Source organism: Paenibacillus amylolyticus (assembly GCF_003719335.1).
In the GTDB taxonomy this organism is placed as follows: Bacteria; Bacillota; Bacilli; order Paenibacillales; family Paenibacillaceae; genus Paenibacillus; species Paenibacillus amylolyticus_D.
Genome location: NZ_RIAS01000003.1, coordinates 1 through 16,923, shown reverse-complemented (window position 1 = coordinate 16,923; position 16,923 = coordinate 1). Strand labels below are relative to the sequence as shown.

The window sequence follows — 16,923 nt, the reverse complement described above, 5'->3', positions numbered from 1 at the left end:
TTGTATTACAAAACAAAAGGCTATCGAATATTCAGCGTTGCGAACTATATTTTTCTGGGCGTATTATCACTGCTCTGCATTCTGCCTATCATTCATATTTTGGCCGTTTCGTTCAGCAGCATGGCACCGGCCTCAGCCAATCTTGTCGGTTTCTGGCCAATTGGCTTTACGACAGATGCATATGTCAAAACGTTCGGCAATTCAAATTTCATTAATTCCTTGCTGGTTTCGGTTAAACGAACAGTCATTGCTACCGTGATCGGAATGGTGATTATGTTACTTACCGCCTTCCCGCTGTCGAAGGAAGATCTCAATTTCAAAGGCCGCTCGATCTACACCTGGTTCTTTGTATTTACGATTTTGTTCAGCGGAGGTTTGATCCCGAGTTATATTCTGATTCAAAAGCTGGGTCTGATGGATACGATCTGGGCGCTGGTATTGCCAGGTGCACTGTCCGTGTGGAATGTCATTCTGATGATGAACTTCTTCCGCGGTCTGCCTAAAGAGCTGGAGGAAGCGGCTTATCTGGATGGAGCAGGTCACATTAAAACGCTGGCGCTGGTATATATACCGCTGTCCATGCCAGCGATAGCAACCTTGTCCTTGTTTACCATGGTAGGTCAGTGGAACTCTTGGTTCGACGGCATGATCTATATGTCCGATGTCAAAAATTACCCACTGGCTTCCTTGCTACAAACCATTATCGTGCAGCAAGACCTCAGTAAAATCAACGTGGACCCATCCATGCTGGAGAATGTTTCCCAGCGTACGGTTCGCGCAGCACAGATTTTCATCGGGGCATTGCCGATTTTGGTCATATATCCATTCTTACAACGCTTTTTCGTTAAAGGTATCGTCATTGGGGCAGTAAAAGAGTAGTACTGCCCTGCAAGTGACCACACATTCTAGGGAGGAATATGAGTGAAAAAAGGGTTGGCTTGTCTCGTAGCAGGAAGCATGATCGTTTCACTGGCAGCTCCGGCTGTAGTCGGTGCAGAACAGATGAAGCAGCAAACGGTAACGGAGCAGGAGCAGGCGTCAAGCCTGCTTCGGGCGCCGTACAAAGATTTGCAAGGGCATTGGGCTGAAAAAGCAGTGATGCGTTTGCAGGATATGGCGCTGACTAAAGGTTATGCGGACGGCACATTCAGACCGAGTGAACGTATTAGCCGTGCCGAATTTGTTGTGATGCTCGACCGGGTGTTCGGATTCGCAGGAGGCCCCGGAGCGGCATCATACACAGATGTTAGTGAAAAAGACTGGTATTATGATGCAATCACACGAGCAAGTGGATCTGGCATTATTCAGGGAACTGATGCAACACATCTGTCGCCCCAGCTTCCGATTACCCGGCAGGATGCTGTCGTGATGGCAGATCGTGCGTTTCAGTTATCGACAGGCAGTGAGTCGCTCGGTACTGCGTTTAAAGACGACAAAGATGTAGCTGACTATGCCAGAAATGCGATGAACTACTTCGTAAACAATAAATTTGTAAACGGATACAACGGAAATCTTGCACCTGAATCCAACATTACGAGAGCAGAAGCTGCTACCATCATGTCTACGTTGATAGCTGATATTAAAAGCAAACCAGGTACCTATGAATCCAAAGTAGAAGGTAATCTGATTATCCGCTCAACCGATGTGACACTGAAAAATACCACAGTTAATGGAAACTTGTTACTTACAGAAGCCATTGGAGAAGGTACAGTGAGGCTCGACGGAGTGACGGTCACTGGAAGTGTGATCGTGAAGGGCGGAGGAAACCACTCGATCGATATTCATAACTCTAAATTGAATCGAGTTGTGGTAGACAAAAACACAAGTCCGGTACATGTTGAGATCACAGGAGCAACACAGGTTGAAGAGCTATTTGTCGAAAACAAGGCTACAGTTGAGTTATCTGCCGAAGGTACGATTAATTCATTAAAAGTAAACCGTAAAGCCCGCAATACGGCTATTGATAGTAAAGGTCGTATCAAGCTTCTTGAAGTCGATGCCTCCAACGTATTGCTTAATGGGAAAGCGGTTGCACCAGGACAATACAAGGATAACATTACGTCTGGGACAGGACAGTCGGAGCAACCAAACGCTGCTACACCAGGTACTTCTAACGGGGGTACTGGTTCTAGCTCAGGCGGGGGAGGCTCTTCCAATTCAGGCGGAACGACACCGTCCGTTCCGGGCATTCCTTCAGGTGAAAAACCGATTCCGGCAACGACGATTCCGGATGAGCATTGGGAAATGGTCTGGAATGATGAATTCAATGCGCCTTCCGTGGATGCATCCAAATGGACCGTTCAGGATACGGAGCTTGTGTACAACAATGAGTTGCAATATTACAGCCCGAATAACACACGTATTGTGAAGGATGGCAACCGCAATGTATTGCAGATTGAAGCAAAGCGGGAACAGAAGGGCAGCAAAAATTATACTTCCGGTAAACTGATTACGAAAGAGAAGGGCGATTGGACGTACGGAAAAGTGGTTGTGAGAGCCAAACTTCCCATCCAGCAGGGCATGTGGCCGGCAATCTGGATGATGCCTACGGATGAAGCGCATTATGGAGGATGGCCCGCTTCTGGTGAGATTGACATCATGGAGTTGATCGGCGGCAAAAACAAAGATCATGAAATCTACAGTACGATCCATTACGATTCCAAGAAAGCGGATGGTTCTCACGGACATGATCAGGGCAAATTTACATTGCCACAAGGTGAATCTTTTGCCGATGATTATCATGATTTCCAGGTAGAATGGTTGCCAGGCATGATTCGATTCTATGTAGATGGCAAGTTGCATCATCAGATTAACAACTGGCAGACAACGGCTGCGGGACAACCGGAAAGCTACACGTTCCCTGCACCGTTTGATCGCCCGTTCTATCTCATTCTCAATCTTGCAGTTGGCGGAGACTGGCCGGGATCACCGGAGAATGATTTTGTTTCCGAGAAGATGAATGTGGATTTTGTGCGAGTGTATTCGTATAAAAATATGGATCAATGGCCTGACGTGACTTCCAGTCCGATTGAGCCTGAGAAACAGCGCGCACCGCAAGCGGATGGTAACCAGATTTATAATGAGAAGTTTATCCAAGGTGTAGATACAACTGGTGTTCCTGCTGATTGGAATTTTATTACCAATGCAGGCGGAGAGGGCAAGGTTGAAGTCGTAGAGGATGAAGCGAAAGGCAAAGCAGCCAAAGTAACGATCTCCAAAGCAGGAACGGAAACCTATTCGGTTCAGCTCACCCAAATGCCGATGTATATCAAGAAAGACAAAAAATATAAAGTCGAGTTTGATGCAAAAGCTTCTGCAAACCGGGTTATCCGCTCCAAAGTAACTCAGTTTGAAAAAAGCTGGACGAATTACTCTGAAGAAAAAGCATTTTCAGTCACAACGGATTGGCAGCCTTATGAATACGAATTCAACATGCGTAATGGTTCCGACAACAATGCACGCTTCGAATTTAATCTGGGATTAAACGAAGGCGAAGTTTCGGTAACCAACGTGAGACTGACTGAGATTGGGGAGGCAGATCCACTCCCAGTGGAACGAAAAGCACTCCCGGATGGCAATTACGTATTCAATGGTACATTTGATCAAGGGAAACAACGGCTCGGCTTCTGGAACACTGAAATTCAGTCGGGTGCTGAAGCACAGGTATCCGTCAATAACTTCTTGAAATTCCCGATCATGGAGAGACAACTTGTTGTCGATGTGAAGAAAACAAATGGTCAGCCGGCACAGGTTGCTGTCACTCAGCCTGGTATGAAGCTGGAAGGTAACACGACCTACGGCTTCTCATTTGATGCCAAGGCAGATACGACAGGTGTTATGGATATCGGTTTATCTACCGAGGAAGGCCATAACGTACAAATGAATCAAGGGCAGCAGATTCAGATCGGGTCTGAGATGAAAACATACACTGGTGAAATTGTGATCGGAGAGGGTGCAGCTACAGCAACATCTGAATTAAAGCTTTTATTTGGCGGATCTACTGGCAAGCTTTATGTTGACAATGTGCGGTTGACGAAACGTGGAAAACCGGTAGCGATTCAGAATTATACTCATATTCCTGCCGCAGATGCTTACGTGATGCAGGGATTACAGCTTGAGAATTCCGATGAAGGCGGCGAGCATGTTAGCTATATGGATGAAGGAGATTTGCTTCAATTCAAAATAACAGCAGCGAACGACGGTGCATATGCCTTTTCAACACGAATGGCAAGTGCAAAAGACGATGCAAAGGTACGTTTTACAGTCAAAGATGAAGAAGGCCATACCGTTGCAAGTTCTAATCTGACGTTAGGCGATACGGGCGGCTGGCAAACGTACAAAACGGTGTATTTCCCGTCGGTATCTTTGAAAGCAGGGACAACGTATTACGTGAATTTTGAAGGAAACGAATATAACACACGCTGGCTGGACATTTCACGGAGCAAAGTAAAAAACGGTGAACTGAGCTCAGTAACATCGGATTGGATGGTGCCGGCTAGTGTCACTACGGTGACTTATAGCGATGACCAAGGGATTAGCTTGACTGTGCCTAGTACAACCCAGAATTGGTGGGACGCTATATTGCAGCAAGGACAGCTAACGCTTGAAGCAGGGAAAACGTATCGTCTAAGTTTTGATGCTTCGGCTTCAGTACCGAAACCGATGCAGGTGGTTGTATCGAAAACGGGCAGTGATGATGTGAAGTATTTGGAGCAGGCGGCTGAATTGACCACAACGAAACAGCCATATGCCTATACCTTTACTATGGGAGATACTGAGGATGAGGCAGATTTGTTAAACTTCGGTTTGGGTCATTCACTGGAGCCAGCAGCCGAACATGTTGTATCCATTCAAAATGTAATGCTGTTTGAGGTCAATCCCGGCGCAGAAGAGGGTGGGCAACCTGTACATGTCAATCTGATCAAAAATGGTGACTTTACGCAAGGAACGAACGGCTGGTTCCCATATGCGGCCAGCAATAAACCGGAAGACTTGGTTCTCAGCGCGGAAAACCAGCAGTTACAGGCACGGATTGGTCAAGTCGGAGAGAATGCATGGGACCGGCAATTGATCCAGGAAGGCTTTGCGATGCAGCAAGGTTATACTTATAAGTTGTCATTCAAAGCAAAAGCCGATAAAACACGCAAGCTGGGTGTAGGTATTGGCTGGGTGGATATCCCTGCGAACTACAAATGGACTGGATTCTATGGCAATCAAATGAATCTGATGACGGAAGAACAACAATTTACGTTTACGTTCCAAGCGAATGAAGCGAGTTATACGAACAGCCGAATTGTGTTTGACATGGGTAAGATTGATGGTACTGAGCAAGGCGATACCACGATTACACTGTCGGATGTGAAGCTGGTTAATATGGGGAAAACGCAATAAAACGTTATTATACGATGTAAAGGAACGATCATTAATGGAGTTGTTTCCAAATGTAAAACGATTATTCACAGATAGTCCAAGAAGAGACGAAGCAGAGATTCTCTGCTCGTCCTTTTTGCTTTGTAAATCGTTGGAATTTCCCTTCCATTGACAGATGAATACGTTATAACTTATTTTTAAATATTGTTGACAACCTATTTTTCTAGTAACTATAATTTATATTGTTTTGCCTATTTCATCTGTCAGTCACTTTTAAGGGGTTCCACCTGTGCGCGAAGCTCCTTCTCAAGAAACTGTCTACAGCGCCTGATCTTTTGCGCCCTTAAAACTTTATCAAGGAGACTGAGTAGAATCATGAAAGTATTAATTGTGGAAGATTCGATTTTTGTACAGAAAATGATGAGCAAGTTGATTAGCGATCATATTCCGGATTGCGAAATTCGAACGGCCACCAACGGAGAAGACGGTTTTCAACTTTATCAAGAGTACGAACCTGATTTGATAACGACAGATCTTTTGATGCCAGGACTGGGCGGTCAGGATATGCTTCGTTTGATTCGAGAGAAAGATCAGAACGTCAAAATTATAATTTTGTCTGCCGATATTCAGAAGGCTACCCGTGAGGAAGTGGAGGAGTTAGGAATCTCAGGATTTCTGAATAAACCGCTAACCGCAGAAAGAGCGAATACATTGCTACAAATGATTCAGGTGGCACGTTATGCTGAATGAGCTGCAGAAAGATCTGCTTACTGAACTTGTCAACGTTTACGTTGGACAGGCAGCTAACATGTTATCAGAAATTGTAGACAAGCATATTGTACTCAATATCCCCGAAGTTGAGCTGATTTCCATTACGGAAGTAGACCCAGAGGATCGAAGGTACAATATTTTATTTTCCGAAGGTCATCTCTTTCGGTCATCATTGCAGTTCGGGTATCAGTTTCAAGGCAAAGCTTTCCTGATGTTCCCTGCCGAGCAGGCAAAAGTGCTAGCTAACATGTGTCTCGGAGAATTGACAGAGAGCGTGGATAAGAGCGATTGTCGATTAATGGACACGGATCTCGATGTGTTGCAGGAAGTCAGCAATGTGTTGCTCAATGCGATTATTGGAGAATTCGGAAATTTCCTTGAAATAAAACTGGAGTACGTACTGCCTGATATCGAACTGATTCATGTTACGAAAACAGACCCGCAAATCCTGCTTCAGAATGAAGTGTATATATTAGTGCTACATACCTCCTTTTTGCTTGCAGATACAGATGTAAAAGGAATTATCGTTATTGCATTGAGCATGGACTCCATCTCCAGTCTGCTGGATAAGATAGATGCTCTGCTGGGAGGATAACCATGGATAATCTCATTGTACAAGCGCTGAACAAAACCAAGATGGGGATTATGATTGTCGACAGACAATTGAGAATTCTCGTGTGGAATGGCTGGTTGGAACGTTTAACAGGCATGTCCGCTGAAGACGTGCTCGGTAAAAATCTGCTTGAGATTTGCCCCAGATTCAAGGCTAATATGTATATGAATATTATACAAAACGCGCTCTATCACGGGCAGAGCAGGTTCTGCTCCAGCGCTCTACATAAATCTTTTATCCTTCCGAAGGATGGAGGAGATGAGAGTTTTTACAGACAAAATCTACATGTTGAACCGCTTTATGAAAATGACCACAGTTACGCACTACTGCAGATTAGCGATACAACCAATACAAGCACTCGCGTGTACAAACTTAAGAACCTGATTAAAGAGCTGGAGACCGAGTATACCAAGATCAAAGTTTCGGAGAAGATCAGTAAACATCTTTCCTTGCATGATTCCTTGACAGGTCTTCCTAATCGTTTAGCATTTAAGGATCGTCTTGCATGGGCTGTCAGCAACGCGGTAAGAAGTGAGTCACGGTTTGCGGTAATGTATATCGATACGGATGGATTCAAACAGATTAACGATACCTACGGTCATGAAATAGGTGATCAGGTCTTAATGGAAGTGGCTCATCGATTGAAGGGGAGTATTCGCAGTACGGACTGCGTAGCAAGACTCGGAGGTGACGAATTCAGCATTATCCTGAACCAGCTTAAGGATGACGATGATGCAAAGATCGTTGCCAAAAATCTGACGAATGCATTTGAAGCTCCGATTCATGTGAATGCCATTGAGATCCATCTATCCGCCAGTATTGGCATCAGTTTGTTTCCCAAGCATGGACAAGATCCGACTGAACTTCTAAAACTTGCGGATATGGCCATGTACAGAATTAAGAAAAATGGAAAGCGGGGCTACGCCTTCTTTCATCCCGAGCTGGATCATGTCTGGTAATACATTGTTCGTCTATAAGCGTCTACTTCCAATCCTTATAAAATATTTTCTCAACCTTTCAAAGTTGCTATTATGGCAACTTTTTTTGTTAGGCTTCTTAGGGAAGTCTTTCACTTGTCAGCTTGTTAGCAGGAGTCCTTATGTAACTGACGAAGTGAAGTAAGGATCAACAAATGAATAAAATCACGAAGTAACAGACAGAGAGGATGATCATGATTGATAGCGAAGCTAGAGATGGAAGAGTTGTTTACTGTACACGTTAAGATTGAAAATTCAATCGAGCTAAAAAACGCGGATGGCGACTCGGTAGTGATGATTATGTTTACAGGACATGTTACAGGAACCTGTTTCGAAGGCTTCGTTCGTGAGGGTGGCGTGGATACACAAATTATTGGAAAAGAGGGGGGACGTCACAGCCTGTCGGCCAGGTATATGTTACAGGGACAGGATTATACGGGGCAAGCTTGCGAGATGTACATCGAAAATAATGGGTATATTGGGGAAGTGAAGGGCGACATGCTGTTTCGCACCTCGCCTCGGATTATAACCAACAGTCAGGCTCTATCCGATCTGAACGTGGATGCGCTTATTGGTGAGGGTTATCCGTCGGAGGGCGGCGTAGACATCAAGATTTTCAAGGTGAAATCATAAGTTACTGAAGGGAATGAAGAGGTTTTAATACATCTTTCAAAATTTCATGAGACACTTTACATACTGAAAAGCGTTGTTATTACAAACAACGCTTTCTTTATTTAACCGCATTTACTCACTTAAGTAGCCCATTTAACAAGGGTTGTCTTTCTCATCGTTTCAATATTCTCCGAATCAGCATAATCACAAGAATCAGAAAGACTATGGCAAATAACATACCTGGAAATCCCACACTGCTCATCATTTTTAAAACCTCCTAAAATAAACCATTAATATCACATGTATAATGTAGCATATTCATTTGAAAGAAACATACAATTTGAAATGTTAAAAAAAGTATTGACTGTTCAACCAAACAGTTCTAAGATAAGGATATAAATTGACTGTTCAACCAAACAGTATTGGAGTTGAATTCAAATGTCTAAGCAACAATCAGTAAACCAAGATGAGCGCAGAAACGCCATTTTACAAGCGGCCTTTACGTTGTTCGGTCAGGTAGGCTATACAAAAGCAACCATGAAAGAAATTGCAGCCAAAGCTGGCGTGGCACAAGGACTGATTGGCTACCATTTTACTACGAAAGAAACACTTCTGGTAGAGGTTGTGCGGGAATGGATGATTAACCGGGGGATGAAGGGAGCACTGCAACAATTGGATATGACAGCAGAACCCGCGGATTTGCTCCAGCAAGCGTTACAACACGTCGTTGAATTTCGTAAAACAAACCCGGAGTGGTTTACACTGTTAATCAGCCTTTGGACAGAGAGTGTGAGTAATGAAAAGCTGGCTAACGAGTTAGTGAAACTGTACCAGGAGATGAAATTGGGTATTCGATTAATCATCGATCGGTTGGATCTGCCGCTGGACGAAAACAAAAAAGAAACCTTTGCAGTCTTAATTCAAGCTGTGTTCGACGGATTAACGTTACAATCCCCTGTATTGCTATCAGCCCAGCCGCTCTCACACGAACAGGTATCTCAGGGCATCGGGTGGATGCTGAGCGGAATAAAATCTCCCAATGGAGAACATTAAAATCAAAATAAACTACATTTAAAGGAGCTAAACTAAAATGACTAGATTATGGATTCGATTAGAAGGCTTCCTGGTGCTTGCAGCTGCGACAACGATTTACTTTTACAATGATTACTCCTGGTGGCTCTTCCTGCTGTTGCTTCTCGTCCCGGATGTGTTCATGATTGGTTATGCTGCTAACAATAAGCTGGGCGCACTGATTTACAATGTGGGACATACGTACATTATTCCTATGGTATTTTTGGCAGCGGGTTACGTGTTGAAGATGGACGTTCTGATGTTGATCAGCTTCATCTGGATCGCTCATATTGGTATGGATCGTATGTTTGGCTTTGGTTTGAAATATGAAACGGAGTTTAAGGATACCCATCTCCAGCGTGTATAGTCTCATAAGGATAACTATGATAGCTTAGTTTTCTAACTTTTAAAATAGACACCAGAAAAAGGCTGTTCTCACATCATCAAGATGTTGGGTGCAGCCTTTTTGAATGGGACAACGAACAGTTTCGCCACATGTAGCACGCCTTACACTGAACGCTCCAAGAAAATCAAAGCCATAATATGGTCGCTCCAATCATCGGTGTCACGACCATACTTACTTTCAGCCAGAGCGCTGGTACACGTTTCGTAAATTTCGCTCCAACGTATGAGCCGGACATTGTACCGATTACAACCAGCAATAACAACTGCAAGTCCAGATAACCAATTCTCATATATCCGGCTCCACCAGCCAAGGCTATGGGAATGATGACCAACATCGTTGTTCCGGCAGCATATCTCATAGGCATATTTAACAACAGCATGAGCCCTAATTGGATAAAGGGTGTGGAGCCAATACCGAATAGTCCGGATAACATACCTGTAACTACCCCAATTAATAACGCATATACCCAGTAACGCAGACCTTCTCCAAGTATAACAGCCTGTATCTCAGAACCAGCAGGGCGTCGCGAAACAAGAATTAAGCGAAGCCACAGCGCGAGTCCTGATGCAAAAAGCATGAACGAAGTCAGCATGCCAAGCCGATCCTCTGGAATATAGGATGACCATCCTGAGCTGATCCAGGCACCTGCTGCCCCGGCCAGACCAACGATCACACCTGTTTTGAGCATTGCATTTCCCTCCCGGTAATGACTGATTGAACCCGAGAGCGAAGAGAAAAACATCGCTGCAAGCGCCGTTCCGAGGGCAACATGAATAGGGTATCCGAATGCAACCGTCAGGATCGAGATAATGAAACCGGAACCGCCTGCGCCCACGAACCCAAGAAGAAGACCTAGCAAAAACATAACAAGCACAATATTTATCATTAACATGAGACTACTCCAAACTCGTATTCCTACGAAAACCATATCAGACGTTTTCTTCACGAATAGTAATATGAATTCGATTATATCATGCATGATCATGTCTCTCTACTTGCGAGAAGTGCTTAAGAGCATAGGAGCAACAAAAGCGGATAATACGCGTCTAACCCTTCATGAACAAGCCAATCGAAGAGGGAGTGAAATGAAGTGCGTTTAACGCTTTTGTATGATGTTGTATACCGATACGAAATGGAAAATGAAGTTTTGCATCGTACTCATTCTCAATACGTCGAAAAACCTTGCTGTCTAATTAGAATTAGATCGCAAGGTTTTTCGCGTTTTAAAGCGCGGCTAATGCTTCGTTATTCATACGCTTGTTTTATTCATATCTTTGTTCTCGCAGACGCCATTTACTAAGCTTGATCCAATTATTCCGAACCACGAACAATCGGATTCTCTAATTCCACATGACCCATTAGGCTCTCGCTTTCTTTCCCATCTACAAGCAACTGAATGCTTTGGATTTCTTGAAACTGAAAGATGGTTTGTTTCAACGTATCTAGGAAAAGAAGTTCGCCGCCAGAACCGAGTCTCGCTTCGTCTGGAATGTGAATGTTTAACGTAATTTTGCCATCGGCTTCTTGAAACTCAAGTGATTCCAGTCCGATGTCACTCCATAACGAGATATACTCCGGGTCATCCGAGCGCTGCATTGCATCAAACGCTTGTGTATATTTCTCGTTACTGTCCGAAAATTCAATTTCTGCTTTTTTGATTTTGACTTGAGTGAGTTCCGAGTCCACATAAGCCACTTCAATTTCTTGTGTCTCTTTTTTCTCGGCATCTGGTGCGGAGGGGGAAGAGCCGTTAGATTGAGACGGGTTAGGTGCGGGCTCCGCATTTCCAGGATCCGTAGCCGGTTTATTGCCGCAACCAGCAAGTATGAGCAATACAGCTGTAAGGTAGAGCAGGAGCATAATATTTGCCTTTTTATTCATCAAAGCACATCCTTATCTTCACATTCAGTTCCCTATTACATCTACTGTTCATTGGATTGGTGTAAAAACTCCTTGATTCCATCCACAATGGCCTGAGCTGCTTTATTCTGAACACTCTCGGAAAGCATTGCTTGTTCTTCGACCAAATTGCTTAGAAATCCAACCTCAAGCAACACAGCGGGCATCGTTGTATTTCGAAGCACTTCCAAATTACCGTTCTTGACCTTGCGATCCTTAAAGCCTAACGCTTCTATGAGATGTCTGTGTACGATATCCGCCAGTTCTTTACTGCTGCTTCGTTTGTAATAGTACGTTTCGGTGCCTGTAGTCTGTGGCGAGGCTTTCACACTGTTTCCATGGATGGATACAAACACATCCGCGTTTAACGTGTTAGCCAGCTGCACTCGCTCTGGGCGGGTGGGGTAAACGTCCGTGTCACGTGTCATCACGACTTCAATATCCGGCTCCTGCAGCAGAAGGGCTTGAACTTTGAGAGCAAGTGGCAACGTGAAATCTTTTTCTTGTGTGTTGGAGATACCGATGGTGCCCGGATCTTTGCCGCCATGCCCGGGATCAATGACAACGATGCTTTTGCCGCCTTCGTTTCCAGCGGGATTGATTGGAATTCCGCTCGTAGCTGTAAGCGCTAAGTCAACAATCAGTTTGCCACTGACATATTGAGAACTGACCTGCACGTCGCTCAAATTATTCAACTCAATAACAACTCTAACTTGAGCCGGATCATTTTTGAAAAGGGCATATCGAACTTCTGTCACATTCGCAATACCGCTGACATCAAGCTTCCCCGTTGTCCCTTGCTGCAAAGTTGAGCCAATATCTCCAAACGTTGTATTTGGCAGATCAACCACAATGCGATCGGGATTGGATAGCCGGGTGATCTGTGGCGTAACTTGTGTATCAACAGATACAACAAGCTGCTGATTAGCAAAGCTGATATCATTAACTTTGCTCCACACGATGTTATTCCCTACGCCAGGAACAGCGGGTTCAGGGGATGGCTCAGCAACAGGAGGAACTTCAGTACTTGTCAGGCCAACAATTTTTTCTTTGTTATTCCAGCTTACGGACAGCCCCATTTCTTCACTGACAAAACGAAGGGGAACGACGACCGTATTTTTGATTAATTTCGGTGCCGTGTTCAGTGTTACTTTTTCATTCTGAACCCTAGCTTCTTTCTTACCTACGTTGAGAGAAAGGACCTTGGCATTTTGTTCAATGCTCACATTCTGACTCTTCTGATCCCATTTCACGTTGAATTTCAAATTCTCAGCAACAACACGAATGGGAATCATGACATTGTTGTTTACATTGACAACTTCGACATCTGACGGCAACACAAGCTCCTGACCATCCAATATAATCTTAGTTTGCGGAGCAGCTTGTCCCACATTGGGCAGGATAATCAGAAAAAATAAACTGAACAAGAGTACACTTACGAATTTTCTCATTTCACACCTCAATTTAATTATGCTTGTGACAATATTCTACATTTATGCGAATTGTTCCTGCCAAGTGATTAATTCTTTTTAATAAACTACATCATATTTTGACGCAGCAAGGGAAGACGTGGAGACCAAGCCATGACAGGAGTTATGAGTTAAATACCGGTTTCTCGCGATTCGATTATTAATGAATTTGGATGAAAATGACATTGACAGTTATACTATTTTCCAAAATAATAGAATGTAATTGAATACTGGTACCTTTAATTCAGTCCAGAGAGGCTGGCAAGGGCAGCGGATTTTGTAATCACGCGAGAATCAGAGCATTTCCTACACAGGGATGTTCTGTGTCTTCGCGCGGGTTATGATGCATAAAGAGGCTACTTGTCAGCGTAAAAGCGTGACGAGTAGCCTCTTTTTCTGCTTTTTTTATGGTATCAGAACACTTTTATCTGGAGGGTTTCTGATGAGCAAACAAGATCAAGAGTTTTCATGGCAAGAGGTGCCTAAGGCACAGCGCAATCATTTCTGGAAGACGTTATCCGTCATGCTTGGATTCACGTTTTTCTCGGCTAGCATGCTGGCTGGTGGAACACTCGGTGTCAGCCTGACTTTTATGGAATTCATGGCAATTGTACTGGCCGGAAATCTGGTGCTTGGCATCTACACCGGGGCGCTGGCACATATCGCTGCCAAGACAGGATTGTCCACTCATTTGCTTGCGAAGTATTCGTTTGGTGAAAAAGGTTCTTATCTGCCTTCGTTTCTGCTGGGCTTTACACAGGTTGGATGGTTTGGCGTTGGCGTGGCGATGTTTGCCATTCCGGTTGCTAAAGCAATGGACTGGAATGTGTACCTGTTGATCTTTGTATTTGGACTGGCGATGACTGCATCCGCAATCTTCGGTATGAAGTCTCTTGTTATTCTTGGTTATATTGCGGTACCTGCCATAGCGATTCTCGGAGGGTATTCCATGTTTGAGGGGGCAGGCTCACTGGGTGGTCTGCAGGGTTTGCTGGATTACACACCAACACAGACGCTTACCGCGGCCGCGGCCCTGACCATCTGTATCGGTTCTTTCATAAGCGGCGGGACGCTCACGCCAGACTTTGCACGTTTCTCCCGGACGTCGCGGCAGGCGGTTACGGCGACGGTGATTGCATTTTTCCTCGGTAACTCACTCATGTTCTTGTTCGGGGCTGTCGGCGCGATGGCGTACAATTTGGCTGACATATCAGAAGTGATGTTCCTTCAAGGATTGCTCATTCCTGCAATTATCGTGCTGGGCCTCAACATCTGGACAACTAATGACAATGCTTTATATGCTTCGGGTCTAGGTTTTGCCAACATTACGAAAATATCGAAAAAATTCTTCGTTATCATTAACGGAATCATCGGAACGGTGTTCGCGATGTGGATGTACAACAACTTCGTAGGTTTCCTGAACGTGCTGGGCGCAGCGATTCCTTCCATTGGAGCGATCATCATTGCGGACTACTTCATTGTAAAACGCAGATCATATGCGCCGTTTGCCGACATGAATTTCAAAAAAGTAAACTGGGTAGCTATGGCTGCATGGGCTATCGGCGTAGCATTTGCACAGCTGGCTCCCGGGGTAACACCGCTTAATGCGCTGATTGGTACAGCCGTGGCGTATACCGTCATCATGGCGATCGTGTCCATGACATCATCCAAAGAAAAGGGGAAAACACATGATTATACAGAACGCAAAATTGCGGGGTAAAGAGGGCCTGTGGAATATTATCATCAGAGACGGGAAGTTCGAGCAGATTACACAAGATCTACAGTTAGCTGAGGGTACAAGCGAAGAGATACTGGATGTAGGCGGAGCACTTGTGCTGCCACCATTCATTGAACCACATATTCACCTGGACACAACCCTGACAGCAGGGGAGCCGGAGTGGAATCTGAGCGGTACGTTGTTCGAAGGCATCCAGCGCTGGTCGGAACGTAAAGCATTTCTGACCCATGAGGACGTGAAAACACGTTCCAAAACAGCTTTGAAGTGGCAGATGGCGCAAGGCATTCAGCATGTGAGAACACATGTAGACGTGACCGATCCAAGTCTGATCGCCGTTAAAGCGATGCTTGAAGTGAAGGAAGAACTGGCACCGTACATCGACATTCAACTGGTAGCTTTCCCGCAGGAAGGCATTCACTCTTATCCTAACGGTGCAGCATTGCTGGAAGAATCACTTAAAATGGGCGTAGACGTTGTGGGCGGCATTCCGCATTTTGAGTTTACGCGTGAGTACGGCGTTGATTCTATGAAAGTGGCTTTTGACCTGGCTGAAAAATACGACCGTCTCATCGATATTCACTGTGATGAAATTGATGATGAGCAATCCCGTTTCATTGAAGTTGTTGCCAAGGAAGCGTATGAACGCGGACTAGGCTCACGCACGACGGCAAGTCATACAACAGCGATGGGATCTTACAACGATGCTTACACATACAAGCTGTTCCGTCTGCTGAAGATGGCCAATCTGAACTTTGTGTCCAATCCGCTGGTGAACATCCACCTGCAGGGACGCTTTGACACGTATCCGAAGAGAAGAGGACTCACACGAGTGAAGGAACTGCAAGAAGCGGGTCTGAACGTCTGCTTCGGACATGATGATATCTTCGATCCATGGTATCCGCTAGGTACGGGCAATATGATGCAAGTACTACACATGGGCATACATGCTTCACAGTTGCTGGGATACGACCAGATTGTGAATTCCATCGACCTGATTACGAAAAATAGTGCCAAAACACTGCACATTGAGGATCGTTACGGTGTTGAAGAAGGCAAGCCAGCAAACTTCATCATTTTGGAAGCGGAGAATGAATACGAGGCGGTTCGCAAACAGGCAGCGGTTCTGTACTCCTTCAGAGAAGGACGTAAAATTGCGGAAACAAAACCGCGTGATACATCCATTATGTTGGATGGAAGCGTTGAAAAGGTTACCTTTAACAAATAGTTGCAGGGCATTCCTCTTATTCATTGCGACTGACAATAATAACAATGTTTGACTCATGATCTGACTCGTACGCATTCGAAGAAATAACGTCTCCTTGATACAGGGCTAATCATCTATGTGGTTAGTAGCTCTGCATCAAGGAGTTTCTTTTTTTGGATATAGCTTGAATAAGCCGATAGAGAGAAAAAGATAGATTTTTCAGATGACTAAATAGGATATATTGTAATAATTTGAATTTACTTCTATTAAATCATCGTATATACTAGATTCAACCCGAACAAGCGCTACTGTGCTGACAATAGCATTTTTTTATTCATTTATGTAAGCGCTTTTATAAAAGGGGTTACGAATAAAAGAGAGGAGGCTTATGTGTCTGTAATAACATGAATTTAGATTAATCCAAAATAATTATTATGTTAACTACTTTACTGGAGGTGTATTCATGTTTAAATCCAAACTCATTAAAGCTGCCATGTCTGTTGCCCTTTTAGGTTCGTTATTCGCTATTCCGCCACTTCCTTCTGCCACTGCAGCTGATGCCAGTTGTCCAAACGGTTATGTAGCTTTAACTTTTGATGACGGCCCTTCCAACAATACCAACAATATACTTAATGCATTGAAACAGTCGGGTCTACGCGCTACCATGTTTAATACCGGGCAGAATTCGCAAAACAATCAGGCTTTGGTTCGAGCGCAGGTATCCGCCGGGATGTGGATTGCCAATCATTCCTATACTCACCCGGATATGACCAAGCTGAACAGTTCACAGATG

At 44.5% G+C, this 16,923-nt stretch carries 14 protein-coding genes; 11 read left to right on the top strand and 3 right to left on the bottom strand.

Annotated features, from left to right (window positions below; translation table 11 throughout):
- The 8 genes from EC604_RS06910 (at position 1) to EC604_RS06875 (ending at position 9,781) form a co-directional block, all read left to right on the top strand.
- Entirely contained in the window at positions 1-879 is an 879-nt protein-coding gene (locus EC604_RS06910) for a carbohydrate ABC transporter permease (RefSeq protein ID WP_123063459.1), read from the top strand.
- 42 nt (positions 880-921) lie between these two features.
- Complete coding sequence (locus EC604_RS06905; RefSeq protein ID WP_123063458.1) at positions 922-5,391, top strand: carbohydrate binding domain-containing protein; 4,470 nt, start codon at positions 922-924, stop codon at positions 5,389-5,391.
- A 354-nt stretch (positions 5,392-5,745) separates the two neighbouring features.
- Positions 5,746-6,120, top strand: a complete 375-nt coding sequence (locus EC604_RS06900; protein WP_123063457.1) for a response regulator transcription factor — start codon at positions 5,746-5,748, stop codon at positions 6,118-6,120.
- Entirely contained in the window at positions 6,110-6,736 is a 627-nt protein-coding gene (locus EC604_RS06895; RefSeq protein ID WP_123063456.1) for a chemotaxis protein CheC, read from the top strand. The genes EC604_RS06900 and EC604_RS06895 overlap by 11 nt, the downstream gene beginning before the upstream one ends.
- Positions 6,737-6,738: 2 nt before the next feature.
- Positions 6,739-7,713, top strand: a complete 975-nt coding sequence (locus EC604_RS06890; protein ID WP_123063455.1) for a sensor domain-containing diguanylate cyclase — start codon at positions 6,739-6,741, stop codon at positions 7,711-7,713.
- Positions 7,714-7,929: 216 nt separating this feature from the next.
- Entirely contained in the window at positions 7,930-8,364 is a 435-nt protein-coding gene (locus EC604_RS06885) for a DUF3237 family protein (RefSeq protein WP_240036696.1), read from the top strand.
- Between the two features lie 417 nt (positions 8,365-8,781).
- Complete coding sequence (locus EC604_RS06880) at positions 8,782-9,396, top strand: TetR/AcrR family transcriptional regulator (protein WP_123063454.1); 615 nt, start codon at positions 8,782-8,784, stop codon at positions 9,394-9,396.
- Positions 9,397-9,433: 37 nt separating this feature from the next.
- Positions 9,434-9,781 carry a DUF4260 domain-containing protein gene (locus tag EC604_RS06875; RefSeq protein WP_123063453.1) on the top strand — a complete coding sequence of 116 codons (348 nt, stop codon included), beginning with the start codon at positions 9,434-9,436 and terminating at the stop codon, positions 9,779-9,781.
- Between the two features lie 163 nt (positions 9,782-9,944).
- On the opposite strand, the gene EC604_RS06870 is transcribed toward EC604_RS06875, so the two are convergent.
- From EC604_RS06870 to EC604_RS06860, 3 genes are all read right to left on the bottom strand, one after another.
- Positions 9,945-10,712 (bottom strand): sulfite exporter TauE/SafE family protein, encoded by a 768-nt coding sequence (locus EC604_RS06870; RefSeq protein ID WP_123063452.1) that lies wholly within the window; start codon positions 10,710-10,712, stop codon positions 9,945-9,947.
- Between the two features lie 419 nt (positions 10,713-11,131).
- On the bottom strand, positions 11,132-11,701 hold the full coding sequence (locus EC604_RS06865) for a GerMN domain-containing protein (protein ID WP_123063451.1): 570 nt from the start codon (positions 11,699-11,701) through the stop codon (positions 11,132-11,134).
- Positions 11,702-11,742: 41 nt separating this feature from the next.
- On the bottom strand, positions 11,743-13,170 hold the full coding sequence (locus EC604_RS06860) for an N-acetylmuramoyl-L-alanine amidase family protein (protein ID WP_123063450.1): 1,428 nt from the start codon (positions 13,168-13,170) through the stop codon (positions 11,743-11,745).
- 460 nt (positions 13,171-13,630) lie between these two features.
- Between EC604_RS06860 and codB the strand changes: the two genes are divergently transcribed.
- The 3 genes from codB to EC604_RS06845 form a co-directional block, all read left to right on the top strand.
- Positions 13,631-14,908, top strand: a complete 1,278-nt coding sequence (gene codB / locus EC604_RS06855; protein ID WP_123063449.1) for a cytosine permease — start codon at positions 13,631-13,633, stop codon at positions 14,906-14,908.
- Positions 14,877-16,151, top strand: a complete 1,275-nt coding sequence (locus EC604_RS06850; protein ID WP_123063448.1) for a cytosine deaminase — start codon at positions 14,877-14,879, stop codon at positions 16,149-16,151. The genes codB and EC604_RS06850 overlap by 32 nt, the downstream gene beginning before the upstream one ends.
- Before the next feature lie 442 nt (positions 16,152-16,593).
- On the top strand, positions 16,594-16,923 hold a 330-nt coding region (locus EC604_RS06845), incomplete at its 3' end, for a polysaccharide deacetylase family protein (protein ID WP_151458058.1).

Excerpts from the sequence above, each read along its gene's own strand:
- EC604_RS06900 (WP_123063457.1), top strand. The coding sequence starts at position 5,746 with ATGAAAGTATTAATTGTGGAAGATTCGATTTTTGTACAGAAAATGATG.
- EC604_RS06895 (WP_123063456.1), top strand. The coding sequence starts at position 6,110 with ATGCTGAATGAGCTGCAGAAAGATCTGCTTACTGAACTTGTCAACGTT.
- EC604_RS06890 (WP_123063455.1), top strand. The coding sequence starts at position 6,739 with ATGGATAATCTCATTGTACAAGCGCTGAACAAAACCAAGATGGGGATT.
- EC604_RS06880 (WP_123063454.1), top strand. The coding sequence starts at position 8,782 with ATGTCTAAGCAACAATCAGTAAACCAAGATGAGCGCAGAAACGCCATT.
- EC604_RS06875 (WP_123063453.1), top strand. The coding sequence starts at position 9,434 with ATGACTAGATTATGGATTCGATTAGAAGGCTTCCTGGTGCTTGCAGCT.
- EC604_RS06870 (WP_123063452.1), bottom strand. The coding sequence starts at position 10,712 with ATGTTAATGATAAATATTGTGCTTGTTATGTTTTTGCTAGGTCTTCTT.
- EC604_RS06865 (WP_123063451.1), bottom strand. The coding sequence starts at position 11,701 with ATGAATAAAAAGGCAAATATTATGCTCCTGCTCTACCTTACAGCTGTA.
- EC604_RS06860 (WP_123063450.1), bottom strand. The coding sequence starts at position 13,170 with ATGAGAAAATTCGTAAGTGTACTCTTGTTCAGTTTATTTTTTCTGATT.
- codB (WP_123063449.1), top strand. The coding sequence starts at position 13,631 with ATGAGCAAACAAGATCAAGAGTTTTCATGGCAAGAGGTGCCTAAGGCA.
- EC604_RS06850 (WP_123063448.1), top strand. The coding sequence starts at position 14,877 with ATGATTATACAGAACGCAAAATTGCGGGGTAAAGAGGGCCTGTGGAAT.